A 26,039-nucleotide genomic window follows, 5' to 3' on the forward strand; every position below is an offset into this window, starting at 1 on the left:
TAGTCATTGGGCAACTGCAAATGATAAACGATAAATGACAAGGGACAAATGACAAATGACAATATTACACCCCAAATGACTTGCCGCAACCACAAGTTTGGTTGGCATTGGGGTTAGTGAATTGGAAACCACCGCCAATCATGGCATCGCTATAATCGAGCATTAAGCCGTAGAGATATAAAAGACTCTTACGATCGCTGACAATTTTGAAGCCATCATAGTCAAAAACTTCATCCTGGGGGGTGATCTTGCTAGTGTCTTCAAAGTCCATCATGTAAGACATCCCAGAACAGCCACCTTGACGTACTCCTACGCGTAAGCAGAAGTCTGTGCCTTGCTTGTCCCGGAGAGATTTTACCTGGTGCAATGCGGCTTCGCTCAACAGAATTCCGCGTTGTTGAGCCTGAATTGCTTGTGTCATCTGCTTTTTAAACTCCTTAATTAGTCTAATCGTTACCTGATATTGGCTTGTTAATGCCTCTAGGTTGCTCTTGAGTGTTTTTGTATTCATTCTAGCGGCTCAGAAGTCGCTAGATGCCAAATTGTAAACACTCTGTTAAAAGCAGCCAAAGATTTTTATTCTAGAATTGAGAGACTCAGTATATTTATACGAGAAGGCAGGGGGCAGGAGGAAAGAATTATGAATGAAAACTTTAGTTATCGGTATAAAATTCAGTTTAAAAAGAAGAATTGTATCAAGTCATTTAAGCCGTACTGAGTAAAAATCCCAGTCCCTAGAACATTTTCATACAAGCCTTTAGAAACTTGTTTCATCGGAATTACCTTCTGCCCCCTGCTCCCTGCTTCCTAAGCCTTGCAGCAGCCTGAGAAGCAACAACCCTTCAGGTGCAGCCATAAAAATTTAATCCGAGACTAACTATCTCCCAAAGTTTACTTCCAAATTGCTTCTTTTGATCTCTATGACAAGTTTTAATCGCTCTACCAGTCGTCGGTTGAAGAAATTAACTCAAATTCCTTCTGTATGGGAGGGCGATCGCCGTCCGTTGTCATCACCAAACCAGTTCTCAGACTCAGAGGCAAAGGGAGAATGCATTCTTTGGGTAGATTACTCCCAAGGTGTCGTTCGAGGCATGGACGTAGTAGCCTCAGATATTGGCCCAGAAGCAATAGTTCGCACCTTAATGCAAGCTATGGAGCATCCCCAGAGTCCGGCAAGACCTGCCAGACCCCAAAGAATTGTAGTCAAAGACCGCGAGATCCAATTTTACCTGCGGGGAGTGTTACAAGATTTAGATATTGCCATTGACTACGCACCAGAACTGCCTTTAATTGACGAACTATTTCGTGGATTTGCTGACATTCTCGATAGTCAAACTCCCGACTTACCCCCACAGTATGCACAAATCTTACGAGAAAAAGCATTTGCAATTTGGCAAGCAGCACCTTGGGAGTTTTTGGAAGAACAGCAAATTTTGTCAATTGAGATTAATAAGTGGGATGTTGGTACACTCTATGCCTCAGTTATGGGAATGCTGGGAATGGAATATGGGATTTTGTTTTATCGTTCAGAAGAGTCTTTAAAACAATTTCGCGCCGCAGTTTTAACAGATCAAGAATCCACAGAGCATTTAGAAGAAGCGTTCCTCAAGCAAGATTGCTTGTTTCTCACTTTTGAGAGTGCTGATGAAACCCATGAAGATGAGGATCAAGGAGATGATTTGGCGGATCTGCCATTATCAGAAATTGACCCTACTTTCGGTAATATCCACCCCTTAGAAGGACTACGGGCTGTTTTATATGACGAAGAAGCATTGGTAATCTTGGTTGCGATCGAAAGCCTGAGCCGCTTTATTCGCGATCGCCGTCGCCAACTTCACGAAGATATTTTCCCAACTCTGAGCCGTCGCTATCGCATTTCTCTGCCGCAGTCGGAAGAATCAACTAAATCTGTTCCTGTGACAGTCTCTACCATGCCGCAGTTAGCAGCAGAATTAGAGGAAATGGCAGGTTTTGATATCGACGATCAGGAGATTGACAATCTTGATTTCCAATCGTTGCAAGATGACTTGATACCAGAAGATTCCTTCCTCAGCTTAGATGTGGTGTCTTGGGAAATGTTGGACTTTCTGCGAAAGGGAGTCAGCTACCATCAGGCTGGTGAAATCAAACAAGTGGGTGATGGTTTGCCAGTAATTCTAATTCAAACTTCCCGACCTAAGGCGAAAACTGTAATTGAAAGAATTGAAGCAACAGGCGGACTGAAGGCAATTTGCTTTAATCCGGGTGCTGACTCCTTTGATGGCGATCGCTACGACTTGGGTTTATTGCAAACTCAAAATGGCGAATTGTTCCTATTTGGTGAATTTTTAGACGAAGATCCGACTCATGTCGAAGCCCGAAAAAAATGGAATCAGCGCTGTAAAAACACTAAGGGCTACTGTGGTTTAATCATTGCTAAAGGACTAACGGGAGCCTCCCGTGGCAATCCTCAGTTACGAGATATGATGGCTTTGTTTGAAGCGCGATCGCTCTCACCTAAAGATTTAGGTATTGGCACTCTCCAACTGATGCCCCAACTTAAATTTGAATAGTTGCACGAATTTCCATAATTCTCAATCTCACATTAATAGGACTTACGCAAAAGTACACGTGGTAGGGGCAATTTAATGTAGACGCGTACCCCTGCGGGAAGCCGCAACTCTTGGAGAAGCTCCGCGTGCTTTCCCGCAGGGTATTGCCCCTACCTGAAAATAATGGTTTTGGCTATTGTTTGCGTAAGTCCTGATTGATTTAAGGGGTGCAAAAAATTCTCAAAATCCCCCAATTGATCGGGGGATTTAGGGGGATCTTCAATTTTGGAATTAGTATAGCTTTACCTTAATTTCATGAAGTACCTGTATTTTCATAATTTTTCATTCATCTCATTGAAATATATTCAGTATAAATAGCTACGAAGTCCTAAAAAGTATCTGCAAAGTTTGCTTTAATCAAACCTAACTGATGCATTTAGATATTTGAATCTTTTTTTTAGCAAGTTTTTTATTTGAGCATCTTCTTATATATCAATATCATTAAGCAAAAGTTCAGATGTATATCTTTTTCTTTGTAATTTTTTTATAAAGCATGAAAAGTAGCTTATTGAATGTCTAAATGAAGATTATTTAAAGTACGTAAATAATGGCTATAATAAACAAACTACCAGAGTATATTGAAATATACAATTATTTTTATAGGTATACTTACCAAATAGCAAATAGTTGTAAATCAATTTTTCTGGCAATAGTTTATCTCTTAGCTTAAATCTGATAAGAAGATTTGCTGTTGAATTTTTAGTGCCATGATTGACTAAAAAATATTTACATAACCTATAGATAGATCAATAGGAAAAATGCAAAGCAGTTGTTAGATTGAAAGCAAATTATATCGATAGAGGAAAGATAAAAAATACGCAAAATTTAATCGTATATTTACGGGAACTTTAGTGTAAAAGCATGAAATCAAACTAAAATATTATTATCGGCAACAGTCAATTAACATCACGTCTATCTGGATTAATTCATCTGTGTGAAATTACAGATAATGCTGTCAAAATTTACCAAAATAATTGTCTATCTACACACATTAGACTGAGTTTTGTTCCCTTTCTTATGGCTACTACATTGGCACTGAAAAGCAATCAGCTTGATCGAGGTAAGCCGAAATTTATAGCTATTCAAGTAGCTCTAAATGCTTGCTTACAGTGATGGGTGCAGATGGAGTTTTTTCTGGAGCGATCGCTTATTTGCCTACTTTATAAGTGACTATTCACGCTCTACACAAACCACTCTAACCCGGCTGTGAGGCAGCATTTCAGCACGATTGTGATTCTGAAGTTTTACTTTCTAGTGTTCTAGCAGATGTTCTCTCCAAACAGGTTTGTCGAACTTAGTTAAGAGAGAAGGTCAAGTGCTTTCGATGAAGAATAACTTTGTAAATCTTCATTGGGTCAACAGTAGGTGTCTCAAATTGATTTATCAAATTTCATTGTCAGTCTTTACTCATGCTGTTAGTAGGGTTATTATCTTCAAAAGCAACTATGTGCTAATTATGCTGTCACAATAGTAACAAATAAAGTATCGCTTTTTGATTTTTTTAGAAAATTATGAATCCTTTGACAAAATGAACATTTTTAATATTAATGGTATTACTTGTTTCCTGAGACAAACTCTGATAACCTTATCGGTTCCCTCTTTAATTTAGACTCTTTCGACCATCTAAATATACAGCAGATAGCATGATAATGACAAATAAAAAATGGGCCGTTAAACGCATAACAGTTAATCTCGCAACACAGGAAGCGGAAAAACTAGAAAAATATTGTCAGCAAACAGGTAGACCTGCAACTGACGTGATTCGTGAACTGATTAGAAGTTTGCCTGTTTCCGACGACAGCAAAGATGGAAATAAGTAAGAAGTTACTTTCATGACTTATCCAGAAAACTGCTTTGCCACCAAAAAAATATCTATGATACTTTTGAGAGTCCGCTGCTATGGACAAGAGTTTGTCTAGATGATCCAGACGCGAGAAAAACGCGTCTGGTCATTTGCTGGGATTAAAAGAAGTAATCAAAGAGGTTTTAGTCTCGACATTGCCATGCGTTAATATGCTGGTGGAGTTGATATTAAGTAGCAAATTCCGACACCAACCCAGTTACAATCTGTAAAGAAACTGAAAAGGAACGACGGAATGCGCGTTGCAATCGTAGGTGCGGGACTGGCTGGACTAGCAACCGCAGTAGATCTAGCTGATGCTGGTTGTGAAGTCGAGATTTTTGAGTCTCGTCCGTTTGTGGGTGGTAAAGTTGGCAGTTGGGTTGATGGAGATGGCAACCATCTAGAAATGGGGCTGCATGTATTTTTCGGGTGCTACTACCAACTATTTGACTTAATGAAGAAAGTGGGGGTGTTAGAAAACTTACGCCTCAAGGAACATACCCACACTTTCATTAACAAAGGGGGCCAGACTGGTGCTTTAGATTTTCGCTTTCTTACAGGTGCGCCTTTCAATGGTTTAAAGGCATTTTTCACTACTTCCCAACTATCGTTGCAGGATAAATTGCAAAATGCGATCGCTTTGGGTACTAGTCCCATAGTTCGCGGATTGGTAGACTTTAACGGGGCGATGAAAACCATCCGCAATTTGGATAAAGTTAGCTTTGCCGATTGGTTCCGCAGTCATGGTGGCAGTAATGGCAGCATCAAGCGTCTGTGGAATCCTATTGCCTACGCATTGGGGTTTATTGATTGCGAAAATATGTCTGCCCGTTGTATGTTAACGATATTCCAGTTATTTGCAGTCAGAACTGAAGCTTCAGTTTTGCGAATGCTGGAAGGTTCCCCTTATGAGTATTTACACAAGCCCATTCTGGAGTATCTGGAAGTTAGAGGCACTAAAATTTACACACGTCGGCAGGTGCGGGAAATTAAGTTTAGAGAGTTAGACGAACAAACCCGCGTTACTGGTATAGCAGTTGCCCAAGGTGATACCGTAGAAACAATTACTGCTGATGCTTACGTTTTTGCCTGTGATGTTCCAGGAATTCAACGCATCTTACCCCAGGAGTGGCGTAAGTGGTCAGAATTTGACAATATTTATAAACTGGATGCAGTGCCAGTGGCGACAGTGCAGTTACGTTTCGATGGTTGGGTAACGGAACTGAATGATAAAGAGCAACGTAAACAGCTAAATCATGCGGCTGGAATCGATAATTTACTTTACACAGCCGATGCTGACTTTTCTTGTTTTGCCGATTTGGCGTTGACTAGTCCTGCTGATTATTATCGCCCAGGACAGGGATCTTTGTTACAGCTAGTGCTGACACCAGGAGATCCGTTTATTGCCCAAAGTAATGAAGCGATCGCACAGCATGTCCTCAAACAAGTCCATGAACTGTTTCCCTCATCGCGGGAGCTAAATATGACTTGGTACAGCGTGGTAAAACTTGCTCAGTCTCTCTACCGAGAAGCGCCAGGAATGGATGCGTACCGTCCCAACCAAAAAACACCAGTAGATAACTTCTTCCTTGCTGGCAGTTATACTCAGCAAGATTACATTGACAGTATGGAAGGTGCTACTATTTCTGGACGGCGTGCGGCAAAAGTAATTTTAGAGAGTTTGAAGAAATAACGAACAGCGATCGCGCAGCGTCTCGTAGAGAAGGAAAAAGAGAAATGCCAGACTGGTTAGAGCATACTGTGCAGGTAGAAGTAGAGGCTCCCATAGATTTAGTATGGAGCCTCTGGTCTGATTTAGAGCAAATGCCCCGCTGGATGAAGTGGATTGATTCGGTGAAAATTCCACCAGATAATCCAGATATATCTCTTTGGAAATTAAAGACGGGCAGTCTAGAATTTAATTGGCAATCTCGAATTCTCAAAGTTGTTCCCAACCAAATTATCCAATGGGAATCTGTTGATGGTTTACCTAATCAGGGAGCAATTCGCTTTTACGATCGCCACAATACTAGCATTGTGAAAATGACTATTTCCTACGCCATCCCCGGCATTATTGGCAAAATTATGGATAACTTATTTTTGGGACGGATAGTTGAATCAACAATTCAAGCTGATTTGGAAAGGTTTAAAGAATACGCGCTGAATGTTAAAGCTAATTGATATAGATAGCAAAACCAGGCAGTAGGAAACAAGGTGTAAAAGTTTCTTACTGTCTGATGGAAAAATTTGGATTTTTAAAAGTTGTAGTGAGTACAATTGGGCAGAATTATTGCATAATTGATTCAAAGATTTCTTGTTCTTCTACCTCATCTTGGGGTGATGGGGTATCAGCAGATGGACGATTTGCAATTAATGGAGTTACATCGCTCCATTCCTCCATACGGAATACGTCAACAGAGTTCACGTATTTGCAGAATTTAGGAGCTTCATTCTTTAAAATACTTTGAAGTTGCATCAAAGCATTTATTGGATCTTTCTCAAGTTCGGTATGATAAAGAGAACCTTGGGGATGGGCTGTAAAACCGCAGTTAGCTAATGCACTAGGTATTTCAGTCTGATAAACATACGTAATTTGGGATTGGGTCATCCCGTCAGCTTTCATTAGAGATGTTTTTAAATCAAAAGCAATCGCATATTGTGCCATAAATTAATAATTTAAGCTCTTTTATTCTGACATAGACTATTCATACTAATTATTAAAGTAAGTAAAAAATAACTGTAATAACACCTAAAAATACTATTTCAACCAAAATAACCCGTGATCGCGCAATTTGTTCAGCATTAGTTACCACTTACTCAATCGCGTTAACGCACTCTACTTCCTGTTGGTTCTGGAAGTGGATCACCGACAGCTTCGTAAGCAATAATTAGAGACTCTAAAGCTTCAATTCCATTTGCTACAGCTAACTCGTAAGTATTGCCATGAGTCCGCCAGCGTTGTCCTGGAAAATCAGGGAATGCTACCAAAAAACAATTATCTTCTTCAGACCATTGAATAAGCATTGGGTATTTAAGTTTACTCATCTTGTTTGTTTCTTTTCCTCTACTTTCTCATCTGATATTCTGAACTTAGAGGGTTAAAAAACTACCAAGTAGGGTCGCTAAATAAATTAATCGTCAATTCCTCGCGTGGTGGTACTGCGGTGATACAAGCGCGAATAATCTCTCCATCCTCTAATTCGACAGTGCAAGCGTGACAAGACCCCATTAGACAACCGGTGGGAATAAATACCCCAGCCCGGTCTGCTACATCTAAGAGAGCTTCGCCTACTTCAGCATCTACAGTGACATCATCTGGTAAAAAGCGGACACGAACAATCATTAGATAATAATTCGTAATTCGTAATTCGTAATTCGTAATTAAGAGACTCTCAAATTGAGATCAGAGCCTAGCTTACGACAAAAATGGAGTTAAGTCTAAATGGCTTTCTACTTCAGTAGCTAGAGAGTCTAAAATCTGCTCTCGTTGTTCCCGGTAGTTAGCAACACCTGTGGGCAAAGATTTTAAACCGCGCTGTTGACGGAGACGATTTAACCAAGCCCGTCGCCAAGGCCCATTGTCAAAAAGCCCGTGGAGGTAACTTCCCCACACCGATTGACAACTATCTACTAACCCTAAATTAATATCGTCAAATAGGGCATGGTACGATTGGGGATCTATGCCTTGCTGTTCGATGCGCGATCGCCCTTGGTGAATTTCAAAGCCATTAACTGGCAAGCCTTGTTGTGGATAATTTGAGCTAACTTGGCGCTGGCGGGCGATTTTTTGTCCGGTAATTACGGTTCTGATTGGTAAAAGATTCAACCCTTGAAATCTGCCTGCTTGTCCTTCTATCCCTTCTGGGTCGGCAATGATTTGACCGAGCATTTGATAGCCACCGCAGATACCTAAAACTGTTCCGCCAGAAGCAGCATAGTTTTGGATTGCTTCTGCCATACCGCTTTTTTGTAGCAGTAGCAAATCAGAAATTGTGGTTTTTGTACCTGGGATAATCACGGCATCAGGATGTCCCAAATCTTGCTTAGGGCTAAGATATTTTACTGAAACTGTACTTTCTGATTCCAGTGGGTCAAAATCAGTGAAGTTGGCAATTCTTGGTAAGCGGATGACGGCAATGTTGAGGTCAGTTTGGGCTTTACTTGATGACGATTGACGTTCTAGCAGGTCAAGAGAATCCTCTGCTGGAAACATTTCTTGTAAGTAAGGTATAACACCGACAACGGGGATACCTGTACGTTCTTCTAACCATTTTATCCCCGGATCTAGGAGCGATCGCTGTCCTCGGAATTTGTTAATTACTATACCCTTAATTAAGGCGCGTTCATCTGGTTCTAATAACTCTAAAGTGCCAACAACATGGGCAAAAGCACCACCCCGGTCAATATCAACTACTAACATAGTTGGCGCATTTAAATGTTTGGCCACCCGCATATTAGTTAAATCGCGGTGCTTGAGGTTAATCTCCGCTGGACTACCGGCACCTTCACAAACCACCAAGTCAAACTCTGTTCCTAAATGCTGTAGCGATTCTTCAATTGTCCGCCATCCCAGTTCAAAATATTGCTCGTAGTAATCTGAAGCACTCACTTTGCCTACAGACCTACCTTTGATAATTACTTGAGAAGTCATATCCCCTTGGGGTTTGAGTAAAATCGGGTTCATTTCTACCCAAGGCACGACTCCCGCCGCCCAAGCTTGCACTGCTTGGGCATAGCCAATTTCTCCACCACTGGCAGTCACATAAGCATTTAAAGCCATATTTTGACCTTTGAAGGGAGCCACTCGCCAACCACGCCGCGACAGAATGCGACAAATAGCTGTAGTTAAAAGTGATTTCCCTGCATGAGATGTTGTCCCCACCACCATAATTGATTTCATAGTCGCTATCACTTAGTTTTTCAAGATACAGGATTAATTTTTAGGAGCAAATAGTTATGTAACAATCCGTCCATCATTTAAAAAGCACGGCAGACCAGGAAGCAGGGGAGAGTTGAAGTAAGTTTCTCCCCTCTGCCTCTTATGACCAATGCCCAATGCCCACCATAACAAACTTCAATTAGATGATTATGGTAAAGACTTCATGAATAGATGTGATGTTTCAGTATATATTGTTCCCTTTGATTCCCTAATCCTAACTCTTGGGGTTTTGATTCTAAAAAGGTATCCGTAACCAACGAATCACAGCATCATAGAAACGATCGCGCCATGAAGGAGTACGCCAATTTTTTCTTTGATATTGTTCCACTAACTGGCGTCCCAAAGGAGTGAGGCGAAAACTATCTGTAATCCCCTGTCCATCGACTTCTCGCCGCAATACACCCACTTGAATTAGCCAGCCCAAGGCGTTATCACAAGCTAATTCTGATAAAGGACGCTTGGTATAGCCATGCTTGAGTCCATTTTCTAGAGCGATCGCAGTTAATGACACACTCTGGTGTCCCATCACTTCAAATAAAGATACATTAAAGGGTGAACACACTAGCGATCGCTCGGCTCTTTCTACTGTGCTTTGAGGATAGACAAAAATATTTGGGTTTTGCGAATCAACAACAGGCATTGTGTATGGGGAGAAATTTTTCTTCTCAAAAAGATTAATTGAAGAATATATTTTTTATTGCAACGAATAACCCATTAAACCAAAATTAGTTACTTAAAGTATAGTTATGCTATTTTTTAATAATTATTTTAATCATTATAAATTAATGTAAAATTTCAAGTGCATCAACAATCTGAAACAGGAAAGGTTAATTATGCCTCTAGCAGTTGGTACGGATGCACCTGCATTTACCGCCAAAGATACAAACGGCAACACAGTCTCGTCATCTGATTTTGCCGGCAAAACGGTCGTTTTGTATTTTTACCCCAAAGATGACACGCCAGGCTGCACCAAACAAGCCTGTAGTTTTCGGGATGCCCAGTCTCAATATCAAGGTAAAGATATTGTCATCTTGGGAGTCAGTGCAGATGATCAAGTCTCCCATCAGGCATTCACCCAAAAATATAATTTGAATTTTCCCCTACTGGCTGACAGCGACAAATCGCTCATCAAAGCTTTCGATGTAGATGGTGGCGGTTATGCCAAGCGCGTCACCTACGTAATTGACCCCAGCGGCAAAATTACCCATGTTGACAGTGCTGTAAATACCACCACCCATGCTAGCGATATTTTAGCTGCACTTGGGCTGTAGTTTTTTTCCTGATAATTCAGGGTTTTTTAAATAGTCTTAGCCCCAAGCTTCTATGGCTTGGGGTTCTTTGTTTTGAATTCAGTTACCTGATGGTGATGTAACCGATGGCTGCGTAACTGATGGTAGTATAATCGTTTGCGAACTGGGGGTTGCTTGCTGTTGTTTACCTCGAATTAGATTTTGTTGCCTTGCTCTAAAGGCTGCTGCTGCTGAGTTTAGTTCTTCGTTCTGTTGGTCAGAATTCCAGTTGAGAGTCCCGAAATTTGCCCGATGAATCAGATCAAACATATTGAAATTGTCTGAATTGGAACGGGCGAAAGGATCGGTATTTTGGTCTGTTGTACTATTACTGGGGAAAGCATCTGCTGGACTGCTGACTTGAGCGGAACTTGGTTGAGCCATGAGCAAGGAAGCAAAGCTAATTCCTGCTGCCGTAGCTAGAAAGAGTCTAGTAATTTGTAAAAATGGTTTTTTCATGGGATTTTTACCCTACCTAAAATTTATCTATTTTATCTCTTTAAGCCAGAGTCCGCCGCAGTTGGGGTTGAATACTTAGTAAGGCGACTAGGGCAAAGCCAAACAACACCAGCAATGCTCCCCCAAAGGTGACATCGCCCCAAGGAGCCTGCATCACTACACTACCTAATTCCCAATCACTATGGAAATAGAGATAGCGAATTGGCTCGATCGCATAGCTAAGAGGATTTAGAGTAGCGATAACCTGTAACCATTGAGGCATGAAAGATAGAGGTGCTAAAGCAGTACTAGCAAACAATAATGGTAGGTTAGTGACAAAAATCACTGCAATTAATTCAATGTGTCCGGGTAGAGCAAAAGCTAAACCGAGAGAGATGGCTGTTACACCCAAAGCTAGAAGCAAGACAATGAGAGCAATCGCACTTAAACCTGCTATATCTGGTAGTCCAGCCCCCAAGAATGCTGCTGCTGCAACAATTACGGCTGCTTGCAGCAAACTTTGGCTGATGATGAAGATTGCCGAGGCAAAGACAATAGAAAACCGCGATGCTAATGGTGCTACCAACAAACGATTCAAAAAGCCGAACTCGCGGTCAAACATTACTGGTAAACCAGCATTTAGCGCCCCAGCAAAGGCTGTAAATACAATGATGCCAGCAGCCAAAAATTGACCGTAATTTGTTGTATTGCCAAATATACCTTTGGGAGCATTTTGAAACAATGCACCAAATAGTACTAACCACATTACTGGTTGAATAATTCCAGCAATTAAAGATGAGGGACGGCGTTGCAACTGAATAAATAAGCGACGAGTTAAAGCCAACGTCTCTTGTAGCAATTCACCGAAAAAGTTAGGCGCAACATTAGCATCTGCTTGTGGCGATGCTAATGGCTGCCAATTGATATCAGATTTAGGAGTAACGCTCATGGCAATTTTGGATTTTGGATTTTGAATTTTAGATTGGGCATTGGGCATTGATCAATAGTTCTTCTTTCCTACTTCCCCTGCTCCATTCTCTATCTCATATTCTGCTTTTTCTCAGCCTTGGGATCGCGGGTGGCAACAGCTGCAAGTTCTGCATCCAACAAGGTGCGTCCTGTGGCGGCAAGGTAAACGTCATCGAGGCTGGGCCGAGATTGGGCGATGCCAAATATAGGCAAGCCCGCAGTATTCAGCGCTTGCTGTATATTAATCAAAACATCGTTCTGAGGTGTCACCACTAAGTTAAGGGAATTACCTTGAGCGCTATTTATGATTACTTCTTGGACAAAGGGCAAAGGTTTCAGGAGGTTTTTGGCTTTTTCAGCTTCCTCAATGGGGGAAAACTCGCGGATTCGCAAGGTGATGCGATCGCCCCCTACTTGATCTTTCAATTGTGAAGGTGTACCACTAGCAATCACAACGCCACGATCTATAATTGCCACGCGATCAGCTAAAGCGTCAATTTCTTCTAAATAATGGCTGGTAATTACTACCGTCGTGCCAGAGGCGCGTAATTTTCTCAAGAAATCCCATACCACAAAACGGGTTTCTATATCAAGCCCTACAGTTGGCTCATCCAACACCAAAACATCAGGTGCATGGAGCAACCCAGCAGCCAAGTCTAGGCGCTTGCGTAAACCGCCAGAGTAGGTTCCTGTCTTTTTATTGGCGTATTCTTGCAAACCGAGTAAATCTAATACTGTCTCGATACGCTGTTTGGCTACTGCGCCTGGGAGGTGATAAAGTGCTGCTTGCAATTGCAACAGTTCTTTTCCAGTCAACACCTTATCTATAGCGACTTCCTGAGCTACATAGCCTAGTCGTTGTCTTGCCACTCTGGGATTATCCAACACAGAGATCCCAGATACTTCGATTTTGCCAGCATCCGGTGTGGTCAGCGTACACAAAGCACGCAAGGTTGTAGTTTTCCCAGCACCGTTGGGGCCTAGTAAACCGAAGATTTCTCCTGGTTCTACCTGAAAGGAAACATCTTGGACGGCAACCACTGTGCCGTAGCGCTTTTGCAAATTTTGAATGAAAACGGCGGGAGCCATGACAGCTGATCCCCAACTATACAAATCTCAATAAAGTCTATCCTTATTGTAGAAGGTAGGGAGTAAGGAAATAGCGCATGAGCGAAAATCTCTAAATAAATTCGCGTCATGCGCTATGCTGCCAAAAATTTTTAGCTATTTTAAGCAAGTTATTGGATTGCGTTTGTAGCGAAACAAACCAAATGCTAAAGCAATTAATCCTAAACCTGGAAGATTTGTCGGCTCTGGAACCTGAGTACGAGTAGGAGGCTTAGGCGGAGTGTAGTATTTACTTGGCACATCTGGTAGATCGCCATTAAACAGATAGTTGTGAGATTCGCCATTTCCGGTTAGGGAAGCTACTACCACGTTGCCGTTAACTTGACCGTTATTGAAATTGAAATTAGCCAAAGGCGCAAGAATACTACCTAGTATACTAATCCCACTGGCATTTATGTTTGTCGCTTCATAGAAGTTGTAAATCACCTTTTGTTTATCTGTGCCAAGGATATTGAACCCAAAGTTTTGCAGCGACACATCCTTACCACTGATATTGACAACAATAGTCGAGTTTGCGTCCCCCTTAATTTCAAAATTGTTTGTCTTGGAGACAGATGAACCGGCAACATTAAAAACATTGAAAGCAGTACCACTACCACTAAGGTTAATAGCACCCCAAGATTGAACTGTTGTTTTACCAGTAGGGGTTAAGGTTGCCAAATATTGAGATAGTCCTCGTAGTTGTTTCCCTGCTTCATTGAAATCGATGGGATTACCCTTGGTGAAAGTTCCCTGTGGAAATCCCACATTGCTAGACACATTGGCACTTCCTCCGTAGACAGCATTACCGTGATTGACTTGACCGTTGCTTAAAGTTAAGTTTTTTCCAGCTACTACTACGTTGCCGCTATTGCCAGAAAGTTTGCTTCCAAGTCCGCCGACGAAATTCACATTACCGCCAGCAGCAAGTTTTCCTTCAATATCTGTATATTTTTGAGTGATATCTCCCAGAACAAATACATTGTAATCAGAGGCAGCGCCTAACTCAACTGCATTCGCTCTTGCTGAGAAACCCAGCGCTAGAGTGACTACAATCGGAGTTGCTACTAATCTCCAAACATAATAGATTTTCGATTTCATCTTTTATTTGAGTAATCATCAATACGATCCTATGGGTATAAATAAAACATGGCATTAGTTTGCTGCTATTTTCATTGAACTTTTATAACTAGTATAATCACTGCGTATTTTTACTTATTTTATCCCTTTAACCGCATATTTACTGTTGACTACATAATTAAATTTTTATCGCAAATAATTTATAAGTTAGGAGTGAAGATGTGATTTCACAACTTTCAAAGTTCTGAGGCTAATATCATTGCAACCGCTGATAAGTCCCCCCATAGCCTGGATTTGTTGTAGGTATTCCAGGACAGATTTAGTGATGAATTCTCCTGGCATTAACACAGGAATTCCTGGGGGATAGGGACAGATGATTTCGGCACAGATGCGTTTATTTGTTTGTGGCAAAGGTAATGTTTCACTGATCGCAAAAAAAGCTTCACGGGGAGAAAGTTGTAAAGCATAACTCGGTGTTTTATCCAGGGTTTGCCAAACTTGGTTTTTAACTGTTGAATCAGTTCGGCGATATTCTTTTGCGAGGATGGTAAAACTTTGGACTAATTGCTCAATATCGGCTGAGGTATTCCCCAAACTAATGATAAAGGAGAGATGTTGCAGTGAGGCGAATTCAGCAGTAACGCCTAATTTTTCATCCAGAATTTCATCTGCCTCAAATCCAGTTAAGCCTAAAGCGGAAACTGTGACAGTTAGTCGTGTTTTATCTAAAGCCATAAAACCAGGAGATTCTCCCAAGGGAGGCATTTCCAAAACTGATAATCCAGGAATTTGACTGATTCTCGTTCTAGCTTCGTCAGCAAGTTGCAAAGTGCGAGACATCAGCATTTTTCCGTGGAGTGCCATTTGCTGACGCGCTGCATCCAAGGAAGCTAAAAGTAAATAACTAGGACTGGTAGACTGTACAAGTTGCAAAGCTTTACTGATGCGATCGCAATCTATCCTTTTACCTTGAACGTGTAGCATCGATGCTTGTGTCATCGCACCGAGTACCTTGTGGATGGATTGTACAGTTAAATCGGCACCTGCGGCTAAGGCTGGAGTTGGTAATTCGGGATGAAAAGCAAAGTGTGCGCCGTGTGCTTCATCTACAAGTAGAGGGATATTATATTGATGTGTGATGTTGGCGATCGCACTCAAATCTCCACAAACACCGTAGTATGTTGGATAAACCACCAACACTGCTTTCGCATCTGGATGCTGTTGGAGTGCAGATTGTACAGCGTTGGGCGTGATGCTGTGGGCAATATCTAAAGCTGGATCGTATTCAGGATTGAGAAAAATTGGTATTGCACCAGAGAGAATTAAACCTGCGATCGCCGAAGAATGCACATTACGAGGCAGAATAATTTTATCGCCTGTGCCACAAGTAGAGAGAATTGCCGCTTCAATCCCACAGGTAGAACCATTGACAAGAAACCATGTTTGCGAAGCGCCAAACGCCTCAGCTGCTAGTTGTTGTGCTTCTTGAATAACGCCTTGGGGTGCGAAGAGATTATCTAAATCTGTTAATTCGGTTAAATCAGCGCGAAAAACGGCTTTACCAAGTAAATCAGCCAAGGGTTGAGAAATTCCCTCACCTTGTTTATGTCCTGGAGTGTAAAAAGGTGCATGAGGTCTTGCTGCATTGGCCTTTAAGGCATCTAATAGAGGTGTCTTGTTTTGATTGAGCATTTTTTGAGAAACGAACCGTCAATGATAAAATTTGAAGTCTGTTAGGGCATATTCATAGACCATGAAATTACCCAACACTGAGAAAGCAGAGATTTCTGTGCAAAAGCTCATGGTTATTGTCTTAACCCAGAACATCCGAGTGGTAAACATAAAGCCAGAGTTTTCGCATAAATTTTAGGAATCACGCTAGAAAACGTCGATGTTTTGCGTGAACTTATTAAAACAGCAGCAGTTACAGGTGAAATTGTTCAGCAAAGTACTACACAATTTGGTCAACAGTTTAAAGTAGATTGGATAGTACGTGACATAGACGGAATCAGACTGCGGACAATCTGGGAAACTACCGCTAATAAACCCTATACACGTTTGATTACTGCATTTGTGAAGTTAAATGAACAAAATTAAATTTTTGGATACTATTGATTATCCCAAATCCCGTTTTGTCGTAGCGTGACAAGACTAAAATCGCCTACGCAATGACATAAATAATGTTGCGTAACCACTTACTCATTTACGAGGGACTACGCCTACACAATTTTACTTAAATTATGATTTTCATGAACAAACGCATCGCGTTCATGAACAAACACATTGTTTTCATGAATAAACACATCGTTTTTATGAACAAACACATTGCGTTCATGAATAAACACATCGTTTTCATGAACAAACACATTGCGTTTATGAATAAACACATCGTTTTCATGAACAAAATTATTTAATTAAAGGAGCAATACCTTTTTTCTACCAGACGCTACGGGTAGCTTGCTACTCCATCAGAGTACGTTAGGCTATGTGCAACAACAGAACTTTAGTCTTGTTAAGCCTGTAGCTGTAGGGTGTGTTATGCCGGAGGCTAAGAGGATGTTTGAAAACTATTTGACTGTGATTTTAGGCACTTGTTGATCCCCCCTAACCCCCCTTATATAACGGGGAAACCGGAATTAAAGCCCCCCTTTTTAAGGGGGGTTGGGGGGATCTAGAACGTTTTGATACCTACAATAGGACTTTTAAAACAACCTCTAACGCACCATCCTAACTTTAAATAATTAGCTTCTTACTGCACGCTCTCTCACCCATTGTTTTAACAGAGGAATTTCAAAATCATATCCTCCATTGATGTTTTGTAAAATATGATAACGCAACAAGCGGGTTAATACCTTTTCAGCAATTTCTGTAGTTATAGGTAATAAAATATCTGTCTTGGCAACTTGTAATAATAATTCTTGACCAATTACTATTTCTTCTGGTGTAGTTCCTGTAAATTCTGTCCAAATATTTGTAAAATAAGGTTGACCGGAAATAAATGCGTCATTAATTGAAGCTTGCAAAAGTTCAGCAGTAATAAAATCAGTATGGTTAAAGTTAGCTTGATTCACCATTGATGCGCCCAATAATTGTAGGCAGTAAGGGTGACAATTGGTAAACTTTAATACTTCCTCTACAATGCCTGGAGCGTAACCCAGTGCAAAATCTGGATCTGGATTACGCAGTAATTCCTCAGCTTCGTTAAGTTCAAGATAAAGCATTTCTATTGGGACAACGCTGATAAAATAGCTACTCCAATTCGGGCCTAATTCTTCTAAAGTTTGCACCCCAGAAAGGAGAAAACCTAGTTGTTCATAATGTTGAATTAAGTGGCGTAGTTGGTCAAATAAACGTAAAGTTATCTGTCCGTTTCGGATGGCGGTACCGATTTTTTCAAATTCATCAAGGTTGAGAAGGATGCGCCGTTCTCCGATTTGGGCAAATGCTTCATCCAACCAATCTTCTAAGGTGGTATAGGGACTAGCTTGAAAATCGGTGCGTTTAGGAATGTTTGGTAATTGAACGCCTTGACTTTTGCAGTCTTTATGAATTGCACGGACTAAGCCAAAGCAAAAGTCGGATTCGCTAGTGGTAATGGCGGAACTTTGCATATCCACAAATACGGGGAGAATATCACTGGGAAGCAAGCGGGGAAAGTTATACAAAAAGGAAGTTTTACCACAGCGACGGGGGCCATGCAGCACAAGGGTAGGTCGGTCACGGTCTAAAACTCGACGGACAACTTCATTGGCAAATCTCTGACGACCTTTAAACAAGTTTTTTTGGTCAAGTCGTACCGGATTTCCATATTGGAACGGGTTGATTAGTTCGCCTTGAGAGAGTTTGTGTTGTTCATTTTGTTCTAGTTCAATAACGCTTTGCCAATGTTCCAGTACAGGTGTCCAGCGTTTTATGGCTTCGCTTTTAAGTCCCAGAGAGGATAATTGAGATTGTAATCGAACAACCTTGTCATTGATTTTTTCTAATCCTCGTTCTCGTAAGGCTATATTTTCATTTTCGAGTGCAGATTGAATATCTTTAATAATAGTTTGCAAGCGAGGAAGAAGGATATACAATTCGGGTTTAACCCTTGGCAAAAGTATTTCTGGAGTGTGGATATTGCTGTCAGAATCGAGGTGATAGAAGGGGGAAATCAGGAAGGGTAATATGGGATGATCTGAGTTGGCAGTAAAGATTAGTTCTGGAATACTTTGAATTTGCTTGAGTTGGTCGGCAACAATTTGTGGTAAGGCGTTTTGCAGGGTTATTTGAAATCCTGGTAAGGAAAAAGTCTGGGTATATTGAAAGATTGTTAAGGCTTGTTGAGGTCTTTCACGAAATTCAGAAATAAGAAGTCGAGCATGATTAGGTAAAGGTATCCACAAAAGTTCGCTAGTGTAAGGAGGTAATTCAAAAAGTATTTTTGCTGTTTGGGGACGTAACCGCCTATTTGTTGAATCTGAAAATCTGAAAAGTTTTAGTAAATAATGAGGAAATATATAATAACTAATTAAAGAGATAAAGTAATAATCAGGAAATATTCTGTAATAGCTGACTAAGGTTACAGGGATAATTAATGCTGAAAGCCATCCTAAATTTTGGGCAGAAAAAGCTATTAAAATCACTGTAGTGATGATAAAAAGTCTGTTGTCTTTTGCTGGTGCAAGAGCAAAAGCGATTAAACTTGCAACAACCGAAAACCAAGTAAGCGGTAAAGTCGCAACTCCTGCCACGACTCCCCCCACGACTCCCCCCACGACTACCGCCACGGCTACCGCCACGACTCCCGCCACGACTCCCCACATGACTACCGCCACGACTACCGCCACGGCTACCGCCACGACTCCCGCCACGGCTACCGCCACGACTCCCGCCACGACTCCCGCCACGACTCCCGCCACGACTCCCGCCACGACTCCCGCCACGAATCCCACATCATCAATATCGGTAATATTTTCTTTTAAGAAAAATAAGGTAAAGCCTGTCATCCCACTGGTTAACAACAGAAACCACCAGTTTTCAGTTGCTAACCATGCACCTAACATCACACTGATTGTTCCCCCTATCACCATTACACTATGAGCAAGGGAAAGATGTTTTTTTTCTAACCGTTGCAACACTAACCAAACAGTTAATGATAAAGATACTACCAAAACTGCAAGACCTATCATTATTTGAAGTAAAGGAGGTAAAATTTTAGTAGCTTCTATTAAGCCATTTAACCAGCTATCAGGCTTATTTAATACAACTATTAACCACAAGAAGGAGATAACCAGCCCTAAAGGTAAAAATAAAACTCCTATCGTATAAGCAATTAACATTACACAAGGTAACTGTAACCAATCTAATAATTGATTACGCTCAATCAGTCTTAAAATCAGAGGGATATTATAAATAAATAATAGTAATAAATACTGACTACTAAATCGTAAGTTTCCTAAAAATAAAAATAAAATCTTCCAAAAATTTGTGTTTGGCCTGCGCCCATCTTTTTCTTCTTGAGGAAACCATTCATTCATTCGTTGCTGAAGCCTTGAAGGACAAAACATTGCCCACCAAAATAGTTCCCAAGTCTCTCGCAAAAACAGCAACATTTTCTATATTTAATGTTTAATTTTTTGGCTTTTTGCTTTATCTTTGACCTTTCACAAACTCTGCAAAAACACTGCTAAATAAACCCCGATTCTTCTGTAGTAAACCATGACGCTGAAGCCTATCTACAATTGCCAGATCGGGAATAGGTAAGTTACCACCTCTCAACTCATAACGTAATGCTAAACGTTCAACATCGGTTAAGTCTTTCCAAAGTTCTTCAAAACGAGGCTTTGCTTGAAAATTAAACTCATTTTTAGCAATTTCTTGATTCCCATTTTGCCACAACATCGCCCCCGCCATCTGCACATAATAGGGCAACCCTCCTGCTAACTCATCCACCCATTGTAATACCGCAGAATTAGGCATAAATCCTTCCTGTCCTTTCTGGATGATGCTTTGCCAAGCTTCCTCCTCTAATGCCCCTAAAATAGTCGTACTGAAAATATTGGCAAAGGGAGAACCCAGACTCAAAGTTTCGTAGACTTCATTAAGAGGGCGTTTGCTGGCAATTACCATTGTTAATAAACCCGCAGAAGCCTTAGAACGCCAATCTTCTCCCCAATCCTGAAACAATTCTAATCTATCTTTTTTACTAGCAATGGCTTCAAACTCATCCAAGAAAATGATTAAACGATACCCTTCATCTACTAAGTCCTGTAAGCCATCTTCTACTGCAAAGCCATCTTCATTATCTTCCTTTGACCAAGGAAAATTCCCTGTTAGTTTGTGAATCCCTCGCCTTAAGCCTTCAATAATCCCCTCTGGAGTATGAAAATTCCCATTCGTTAAATCTAAGAAAACAACTAAAGGCTTTTGTTCTGGCGAACAAAATTTGCTGATTCCTTCTCTGATATATCGCAATAGAGAGGTTTTACCATTGCGCCGCAATCCAACCAAATTGACACATTGAGGACTAATCGCACCAATGCGGTTTTTAATCTCTAAAATCTCTCTTCTCCGCCCATAAAAACGTTGCGGAGGAACAGGAAGACCATATTCAAATGGATTATCACCTTTAGGCTTTGGCTGATGAAATTGTTTATTAGCTTCGGCGATTTCGGGAAACTGTTGCACAATAACTTGAGCCGAAACTGCCCGCCCACCTAAATCGTTACTCTCATCACGGGAAAGATGCACAATTCCACAAACTTTACCTGTGAGTAAATTTAGCAAAGGCGAACCACTAAAGCCTGAGATAACTTGCCCTTGCTTTAACTTATAGAGAATAATATCCTCTTTAAAACTTCTTCCTTCATATTTAAAGCTTGCCGAATCTCCCTGCGAATAATCAACTTCGCTATTCTTGGGATAACCGAAAATATATAAATCATCGTTGGTTTTTGGTTCTGTGTCATCCAATTCAACACAGGGATGATCCAAACAATCCTCGTACAGTTGTAAAAGGGCTAAATCAAGGGGATATTTGTATGATTGCGTAACTTTAGCTGTGTAATTCTGGTTTCCCGCTTTCCAGAATACTTGCACAGGGTTATCTTTCGCAGATTCGACTACATGGGCGCAGGTGAGAATCAAATTCGGTGCAACAAAGAAACCTGTTCCCTGACTACTGGCAACATTTAAACGCACTGTACAGCGTTGTAAATCGTCTTCGTTACCCATTAATTGCTCTCACGCAGCATCTTTGTAAAAAGATTACCACAACTGTAAGACAATCAACTGTTATTTACCCCATTCCATCGTAATTTCCAGGTTAGCTGTGCCTGTTCCTTTGACAATTAAAGCGGTTAGTTGTCCTGACTCAACTCCAATTTGTAAACCTACTTTGACACTAAATTTATCTGGTTTGACTGTTTCGCTAATATCTTTTAATGTACCTGCGACATCTTCAGCAATGGATTTAATAATTTCTGTTGCTTGTTTAAAGACTCTGGTTTCATTAGAAACAGGTTGTTCTCCTATAGGGGTAACTTCTACTTTAATTATTTTGCCGTCAGAAAGTTCAAAGGAAATAATCTTGGTTTTATCTGCCATACTTTATTTTTTATGTTAATTTCTCGTGCAAGGTTCTTCCTAAATAATACGAAGAAGGTATATGGTATTGTTACATTTTTCGTGCGCGATTAATTTGAGAAAAATTAGTATTGCACGCAAAGGCGCAAAGGATACAGAGGAACAAGAAAATCGTTACACACAATGCTATGCTTGCGTTAAAATCCGTAAGTCCTGTGTAGCTGACTAGATGAGACCCTATCATCAAATCCCAATTTTCGAGTGTGGTGAACCGCTAATAGCAATTCCTTTAGAATTGTTTGCGGTGGAATCTCCTCATCCTTATGAAAAATTAGGTGCGCCTTATGGCGATCGCTCCCCTTATTATCTCCGTCAAAGCGTTATTGAAAATTTGATTCAAGCGCAAAATTATCTTGACGTTCTGCATCCTAACTGGCGTATCCAAATTTTTGATGCTTATCGCCCAGTAGCAGTCCAACAATTTATGGTAGATTACAGCTTCGCCCAAGCAGTACGGGATAGGGGACTGACTGACGTGCAATTATCCCTAAACCAACGTCAAGAGATTTGGGAAGCAGTTTATGCAATTTGGGCTGTACCGAGTTTGGATGAAAAAACTCCGCCTCCTCACAGTACAGGTGCGGCGGTGGATGTGACGCTAGTAGATGATGCTGGGAAAATAGTGAATATGGGTTCGCCAATTGATGAAATGTCAGAGCGATCGCATCCTGATTATTATGCCAATGATGACAACTCAGAAGCACAAAAGTATCATGCTTACCGTCAGCTATTGCTAGATGTAATGTCAAAAGCTGGCTTTCAACGCAATCCTAGAGAGTGGTGGCATTTTTCTGTCGGCGATCAAATGTGGGCTTGGCTGAATAATCAATCCAATCCAGCCAATCCTGTCACGGCACGTTATGGACGGCTTATATAAATGCGTTATTACAAAAGAATTCAGGAGTCAGAATTCAGAATTGAATTGGAGTCTGACTGGCAGACTTGCTCAATCTAATGTTGAATAAATGGTGAACTAAATGCTAAATCTTTCTTGCGGAATCCATAAGGAATAAATAAGCGTTCATCCCACACTTTCTTCTGCTGACTACTGAATTCAGACTACTGAATACTTCTTCAAGCATCTTGAGGATTTAACTCTCTTAACTCGTCGGTAGTGTAAGTACCAATGGGAGTCCAAACTAGATAGGGAAGGAGTAACAGCGCCGCCATTAGAGAAATCGGTAAAACGCAGATTGCTAGGACAACGCCTAAAATCAAACCCATTAATCCAAGAATTTCCCCAATTTTGAGACTGCGAAATCTCAACATTAAAGGTATATAGGCGACGGTGATAATTTCCACCACGAGATACAAAGCCATTAATAGCCAAGTAATTAGGCTTCCGGGATTTTTTTGCCAGACAATAGTAGCTGAAACTGCACCACCAATAAAAACCACAGTCCAGATGAACGGAATCAGTGGCTCAAAAATTAGCCAGCGAGGGCGACTTAATCGTGCAAACCATTTAACATCACGCGGCGTAATCAAGAAACTCCCAAGGGCAATGAAGAAGGTTACAGCCCCAATTATTATCCAAGATGGAATCATAATGCACCCAAATTTTGTGTATTTTGTCAAGTCATACACTGCAAGTTTGACAATTTAGGCTAGATGTTTAATCACTCCCTGGGGCGATTCTTAGGCATCTTGAGGATTGAGACTGATCATCTGCCAAGTGGTATAAGTACCAATGGGACTCCAGAGCAAATAAGGAACTAGTAATAGTGCTGCCCAACCAGAAAAGCCTAAGACTGCAAGTATCAATAAAGCACTAATAATTAAACCTGTGCCACCGAGAATTGTGCCCACTTTCAGACTGCGAAGCTTAAACATGACAGGCGTATAAGCAATGGTAACAATTTCTAATAGCAGATATAAACCCATGATTAACCAGGTTGAAGTGCTTCCTGGGTCTTTTTCCCAGACAATATAAGCCGACCAAGCACCGCAAATAAATATTACAGTCCAGATAATTGGAATCGCACCCTCAAAAGTTAGCCACCTTGGTCGTTGTAAGCGCTTGAACCATTGGCGATCGCTAGGCGTAATCACGTTCGCGGCTAAGGCAACCAAGAAAGCCACACCCCCAATCACCATCCAAGATTTAATCATGCCCGTTAGTCCTTTACAAGCGCTATCTATCGCTTAATATCACTCTTTATAGTGTGATTTTGTCAATTTAGTTGCTAATTACTCATCATCCCTGAGTTTGAAACCTTGATATCGTTTGGCAGGATTTTAAATTATGGGCATTGAGAATGGGGTAGAAGGTGAAAGGTTAGCGATCGCAGTGCGATTACAGTTAAGTTTTATGAGCCGACAGTGATGGTGTAAGACAACACAAAGGACTTGAAACTAGCTCCAGATTTGGGAGTACCGCTTAACTCCAATTCATAAGTTCCTACTTTGGGAAATACAATTTCGGCTCCGGGAATGCTTTTATATTGCTTGGTTGACACATTATGTAAGGCTGGCTTCAGCAATGGGGCATCAGTTTCGTTGTGAGGTTGAGGGTAGACAGCCAACTGACAGTTACATTGGGTTAGGGGAATTAATTGCCCGCCTTTACGGGTGAGGACAATCCAAGCATGAGCGGTTTTGCCAGCTTGAGGATTGTCATGGGGTTCAATATGCAGCATTCCACCCACGTCTTTTGATACCTTTTCTGTGTGGGCATTAACTGGTGTAGCTATCAAAACCGAAATCAATAATAGCCATCCCAAATTCTTCTCTAAGGTAAAGTGGAACATAGAGTTTCTAAGAGTAAGTGAAGTAAAGCAGGCTGACTGGGGAAAGGCAATTAAAGAAAAATTCAAAGATTTTTGATGCTATTTTTCCACCAGTATTTAGGAACGATAATTTTAAAATAATCATTGCGTCAAAAGACAGTCTGTCAAACTTTATCCGAGAATTCCTTACGAATTACTAAGACTCAATCCCGGCGAAAAGCTAGTTGACTCCTAAACTTCTACCTTAAAGACAAATTAGCTTATTACTTATGATAGTTACCATAATTCACTTTGATGAGTGAGAGTAATAAGAATAACGAATGAGAGTAAATATACTTAGTAGCTGAGGTTCAAAGCATGGACTCCACAGGTAAAGTTAAAATTGTGGACTCGTCCTGGTACATTCCACTACCGCTGAAAGAGTATGCAATGAGCCGGGTAACTGTCTACTTTTATAGCGGCGACAGATGGGTTCCAATTAAATATTGTTCTTTGGGAAAAGCGATTTTGCTTCACCAAAAGGCAAATTTAGAAGGCAAGGAAATTTTACTATTTCCAGAGCATCTAGACCCTAATCAATTCTCAAACTCTTTTAACGAAAATGCATTGAGGTAGACTATTTTTCCAAATTCTTGGCGACGAACTAATCGAATTAATCGGTCATAGAGGCATACATATATTATATGTATGCCTCTACTTGTAAAGTTTAATTTATATATAATCAAACCAACCCAGAACGCAATGCAACGACTGCTGCTTGCACGCGATCGTCTACTGCTAATTTATTCATAATCCCTCGGACATGAGTTTTAATGGTGTTGGGACTGAGATAGAGTTTTTCGGCAATCTCTGGGTTACTCAAACCATCTACCATGAGTTTCAACACTTCTAATTCGCGTCCAGATAAATTAGCTGTGTTGGTAGTGGGTGAAGGTGGTTTGAGATTATCAATTACTCGCCGCGCAATTTGGGGATCGAGATAGGCTGCACCATCAACTGCGGCGGCGATCGCACTTAACAATCTTTCTACACTTGCACCTTTGATACAATAAGCATCTGCACCGCTAGATAGTGCCGCAATAATTTCTGTCTCTGTTTGATGAGATGTCAGCATCACTACATGAGTTGCTGGCAGCGCCGCTTTAATTTGCTGTGTCGCCGCAATGCCATCTAATCGCGGCAATCCAATATCCATAACTACCAAATCGGGTTTTAGTTGCAGTGCGGCTTGAACTCCCAAATAACCATCTTCAGCTTGTCCAACAATCTCCAACTGAGGATGAGCCATTAACGATTGCTCTAATCCCAGTTGCATCATTGGATCATCTTCAACAATTAACACACGTAATGGCGGAGCATTAGCGGGTAAATTTAAGGGATAGGGAGTATCTAAAGACATTTTTATTAATTATTTGTCCTTTGTCCTTT

At 40.9% G+C, this 26,039-nt stretch carries 25 protein-coding genes; 7 read left to right on the forward strand and 18 right to left on the reverse strand.

What is annotated here, in order from left to right:
* Nucleotides 1–64: 64 nt before the first annotated feature.
* Nucleotides 65–421 (reverse strand): iron-sulfur cluster assembly accessory protein, encoded by a 357-nt coding sequence (locus HWQ39_RS13595; RefSeq protein WP_179069217.1) that lies wholly within the window; start codon nt 419–421, stop codon nt 65–67.
* 499 nt (nt 422–920) lie between these two features.
* Here HWQ39_RS13595 and HWQ39_RS13600 point away from each other — a divergent pair, with 499 nt between their 5' ends.
* The 4 genes from HWQ39_RS13600 (at nt 921) to HWQ39_RS13615 (ending at nt 6,615) form a co-directional block, all read left to right on the forward strand.
* Nucleotides 921–2,552 (forward strand): hypothetical protein, encoded by a 1,632-nt coding sequence (locus HWQ39_RS13600; protein WP_292845441.1) that lies wholly within the window; start codon nt 921–923, stop codon nt 2,550–2,552.
* A gap of 1,682 nt (nt 2,553–4,234) precedes the next feature.
* Nucleotides 4,235–4,411, forward strand: a complete 177-nt coding sequence (locus HWQ39_RS13605; protein WP_292845444.1) for a CopG family transcriptional regulator — start codon at nt 4,235–4,237, stop codon at nt 4,409–4,411.
* A gap of 276 nt (nt 4,412–4,687) precedes the next feature.
* Nucleotides 4,688–6,127, forward strand: coding sequence for a 9,9'-di-cis-zeta-carotene desaturase (gene zds, locus HWQ39_RS13610; RefSeq protein ID WP_292845446.1), 1,440 nt, complete (start codon nt 4,688–4,690; stop codon nt 6,125–6,127).
* A 44-nt stretch (nt 6,128–6,171) separates the two neighbouring features.
* A complete protein-coding gene (locus HWQ39_RS13615) occupies nt 6,172–6,615 on the forward strand; it encodes an SRPBCC family protein (protein ID WP_292845449.1) in 444 nt (147 codons plus the stop codon).
* 106 nt (nt 6,616–6,721) lie between these two features.
* Here HWQ39_RS13615 and HWQ39_RS13620 read toward each other — a convergent pair whose 3' ends face one another.
* The 5 genes from HWQ39_RS13620 to HWQ39_RS13640 form a co-directional block, all read right to left on the reverse strand.
* Nucleotides 6,722–7,099: a hypothetical protein gene (locus HWQ39_RS13620; RefSeq protein ID WP_292845452.1), complete on the reverse strand. Its 378-nt coding sequence runs from the start codon at nt 7,097–7,099 to the stop codon at nt 6,722–6,724.
* 161 nt (nt 7,100–7,260) lie between these two features.
* On the reverse strand, nt 7,261–7,479 hold the full coding sequence (locus tag HWQ39_RS13625) for a type II toxin-antitoxin system HicB family antitoxin (protein WP_292845454.1): 219 nt from the start codon (nt 7,477–7,479) through the stop codon (nt 7,261–7,263).
* Between the two features lie 61 nt (nt 7,480–7,540).
* Nucleotides 7,541–7,777 carry a 2Fe-2S iron-sulfur cluster-binding protein gene (locus HWQ39_RS13630; RefSeq protein WP_069073076.1) on the reverse strand — a complete coding sequence of 79 codons (237 nt, stop codon included), beginning with the start codon at nt 7,775–7,777 and terminating at the stop codon, nt 7,541–7,543.
* Between the two features lie 72 nt (nt 7,778–7,849).
* On the reverse strand, nt 7,850–9,334 hold the full coding sequence (gene cobQ, locus HWQ39_RS13635) for a cobyric acid synthase CobQ (protein ID WP_292845456.1): 1,485 nt from the start codon (nt 9,332–9,334) through the stop codon (nt 7,850–7,852).
* A gap of 274 nt (nt 9,335–9,608) precedes the next feature.
* On the reverse strand, nt 9,609–10,013 hold the full coding sequence (locus tag HWQ39_RS13640) for an Npun_F0494 family protein (protein ID WP_292845458.1): 405 nt from the start codon (nt 10,011–10,013) through the stop codon (nt 9,609–9,611).
* Nucleotides 10,014–10,206: 193 nt separating this feature from the next.
* Between HWQ39_RS13640 and HWQ39_RS13645 the strand changes: the two genes are divergently transcribed.
* The gene (locus tag HWQ39_RS13645) at nt 10,207–10,644 is read left to right on the forward strand and encodes a peroxiredoxin (RefSeq protein WP_292845460.1); all 438 of its coding nucleotides are present in this window, start codon (nt 10,207–10,209) and stop codon (nt 10,642–10,644) included.
* Nucleotides 10,645–10,722: 78 nt separating this feature from the next.
* Here HWQ39_RS13645 and HWQ39_RS13650 read toward each other — a convergent pair whose 3' ends face one another.
* From HWQ39_RS13650 to HWQ39_RS13670, 5 genes are all read right to left on the reverse strand, one after another.
* Nucleotides 10,723–11,121 (reverse strand): hypothetical protein, encoded by a 399-nt coding sequence (locus tag HWQ39_RS13650; protein ID WP_292845461.1) that lies wholly within the window; start codon nt 11,119–11,121, stop codon nt 10,723–10,725.
* A gap of 40 nt (nt 11,122–11,161) precedes the next feature.
* Nucleotides 11,162–12,049 (reverse strand): ABC transporter permease, encoded by an 888-nt coding sequence (locus tag HWQ39_RS13655; protein WP_292845680.1) that lies wholly within the window; start codon nt 12,047–12,049, stop codon nt 11,162–11,164.
* A gap of 89 nt (nt 12,050–12,138) precedes the next feature.
* The gene (locus HWQ39_RS13660; protein ID WP_094352455.1) at nt 12,139–13,158 is read right to left on the reverse strand and encodes an ABC transporter ATP-binding protein; all 1,020 of its coding nucleotides are present in this window, start codon (nt 13,156–13,158) and stop codon (nt 12,139–12,141) included.
* A gap of 135 nt (nt 13,159–13,293) precedes the next feature.
* The gene (locus tag HWQ39_RS13665; protein WP_292845464.1) at nt 13,294–14,277 is read right to left on the reverse strand and encodes a choice-of-anchor A family protein; all 984 of its coding nucleotides are present in this window, start codon (nt 14,275–14,277) and stop codon (nt 13,294–13,296) included.
* Between the two features lie 186 nt (nt 14,278–14,463).
* A complete protein-coding gene (locus tag HWQ39_RS13670; RefSeq protein ID WP_292845466.1) occupies nt 14,464–15,948 on the reverse strand; it encodes an aminotransferase class I/II-fold pyridoxal phosphate-dependent enzyme in 1,485 nt (494 codons plus the stop codon).
* Nucleotides 15,949–16,152: 204 nt separating this feature from the next.
* On the opposite strand from HWQ39_RS13670, the gene HWQ39_RS13675 reads away from it, so the two are divergent.
* Entirely contained in the window at nt 16,153–16,353 is a 201-nt protein-coding gene (locus HWQ39_RS13675; RefSeq protein WP_292845468.1) for a DUF6883 domain-containing protein, read from the forward strand.
* Between the two features lie 644 nt (nt 16,354–16,997).
* Here the strand turns inward: HWQ39_RS13675 and HWQ39_RS13680 are convergent.
* From HWQ39_RS13680 to HWQ39_RS13690, 3 genes are read right to left on the reverse strand one after another with little or no spacing between them, the layout of a single operon-like run.
* Nucleotides 16,998–19,850 (reverse strand): AAA family ATPase, encoded by a 2,853-nt coding sequence (locus HWQ39_RS13680; protein ID WP_292845470.1) that lies wholly within the window; start codon nt 19,848–19,850, stop codon nt 16,998–17,000.
* Between the two features lie 37 nt (nt 19,851–19,887).
* Nucleotides 19,888–21,471 carry a trypsin-like peptidase domain-containing protein gene (locus tag HWQ39_RS13685; protein ID WP_292845472.1) on the reverse strand — a complete coding sequence of 528 codons (1,584 nt, stop codon included), beginning with the start codon at nt 21,469–21,471 and terminating at the stop codon, nt 19,888–19,890.
* A 60-nt stretch (nt 21,472–21,531) separates the two neighbouring features.
* Nucleotides 21,532–21,843, reverse strand: a complete 312-nt coding sequence (locus HWQ39_RS13690) for a CU044_2847 family protein (RefSeq protein WP_292845474.1) — start codon at nt 21,841–21,843, stop codon at nt 21,532–21,534.
* A gap of 208 nt (nt 21,844–22,051) precedes the next feature.
* Here HWQ39_RS13690 and HWQ39_RS13695 point away from each other — a divergent pair, with 208 nt between their 5' ends.
* Nucleotides 22,052–22,759, forward strand: coding sequence for a M15 family metallopeptidase (locus tag HWQ39_RS13695; protein ID WP_292845476.1), 708 nt, complete (start codon nt 22,052–22,054; stop codon nt 22,757–22,759).
* 197 nt (nt 22,760–22,956) lie between these two features.
* Here the strand turns inward: HWQ39_RS13695 and HWQ39_RS13700 are convergent, their stop codons facing one another.
* The 4 genes from HWQ39_RS13700 to HWQ39_RS13715 form a co-directional block, all read right to left on the reverse strand.
* Nucleotides 22,957–23,430 (reverse strand): TspO/MBR family protein, encoded by a 474-nt coding sequence (locus HWQ39_RS13700; RefSeq protein ID WP_292845478.1) that lies wholly within the window; start codon nt 23,428–23,430, stop codon nt 22,957–22,959.
* A 90-nt stretch (nt 23,431–23,520) separates the two neighbouring features.
* Complete coding sequence (locus tag HWQ39_RS13705) at nt 23,521–23,994, reverse strand: TspO/MBR family protein (RefSeq protein ID WP_292845480.1); 474 nt, start codon at nt 23,992–23,994, stop codon at nt 23,521–23,523.
* Nucleotides 23,995–24,191: 197 nt separating this feature from the next.
* Nucleotides 24,192–24,632, reverse strand: a complete 441-nt coding sequence (locus HWQ39_RS13710) for a hypothetical protein (protein WP_292845483.1) — start codon at nt 24,630–24,632, stop codon at nt 24,192–24,194.
* Nucleotides 24,633–25,332: 700 nt separating this feature from the next.
* Nucleotides 25,333–26,010 carry a response regulator transcription factor gene (locus HWQ39_RS13715; RefSeq protein WP_179067025.1) on the reverse strand — a complete coding sequence of 226 codons (678 nt, stop codon included), beginning with the start codon at nt 26,008–26,010 and terminating at the stop codon, nt 25,333–25,335.
* Nucleotides 26,011–26,039 lie beyond the last annotated feature (29 nt).

This window comes from Nostoc sp. NMS8 (assembly GCF_017115045.1).
Taxonomy (GTDB): Bacteria; Cyanobacteriota; Cyanobacteriia; order Cyanobacteriales; family Nostocaceae; genus Nostoc.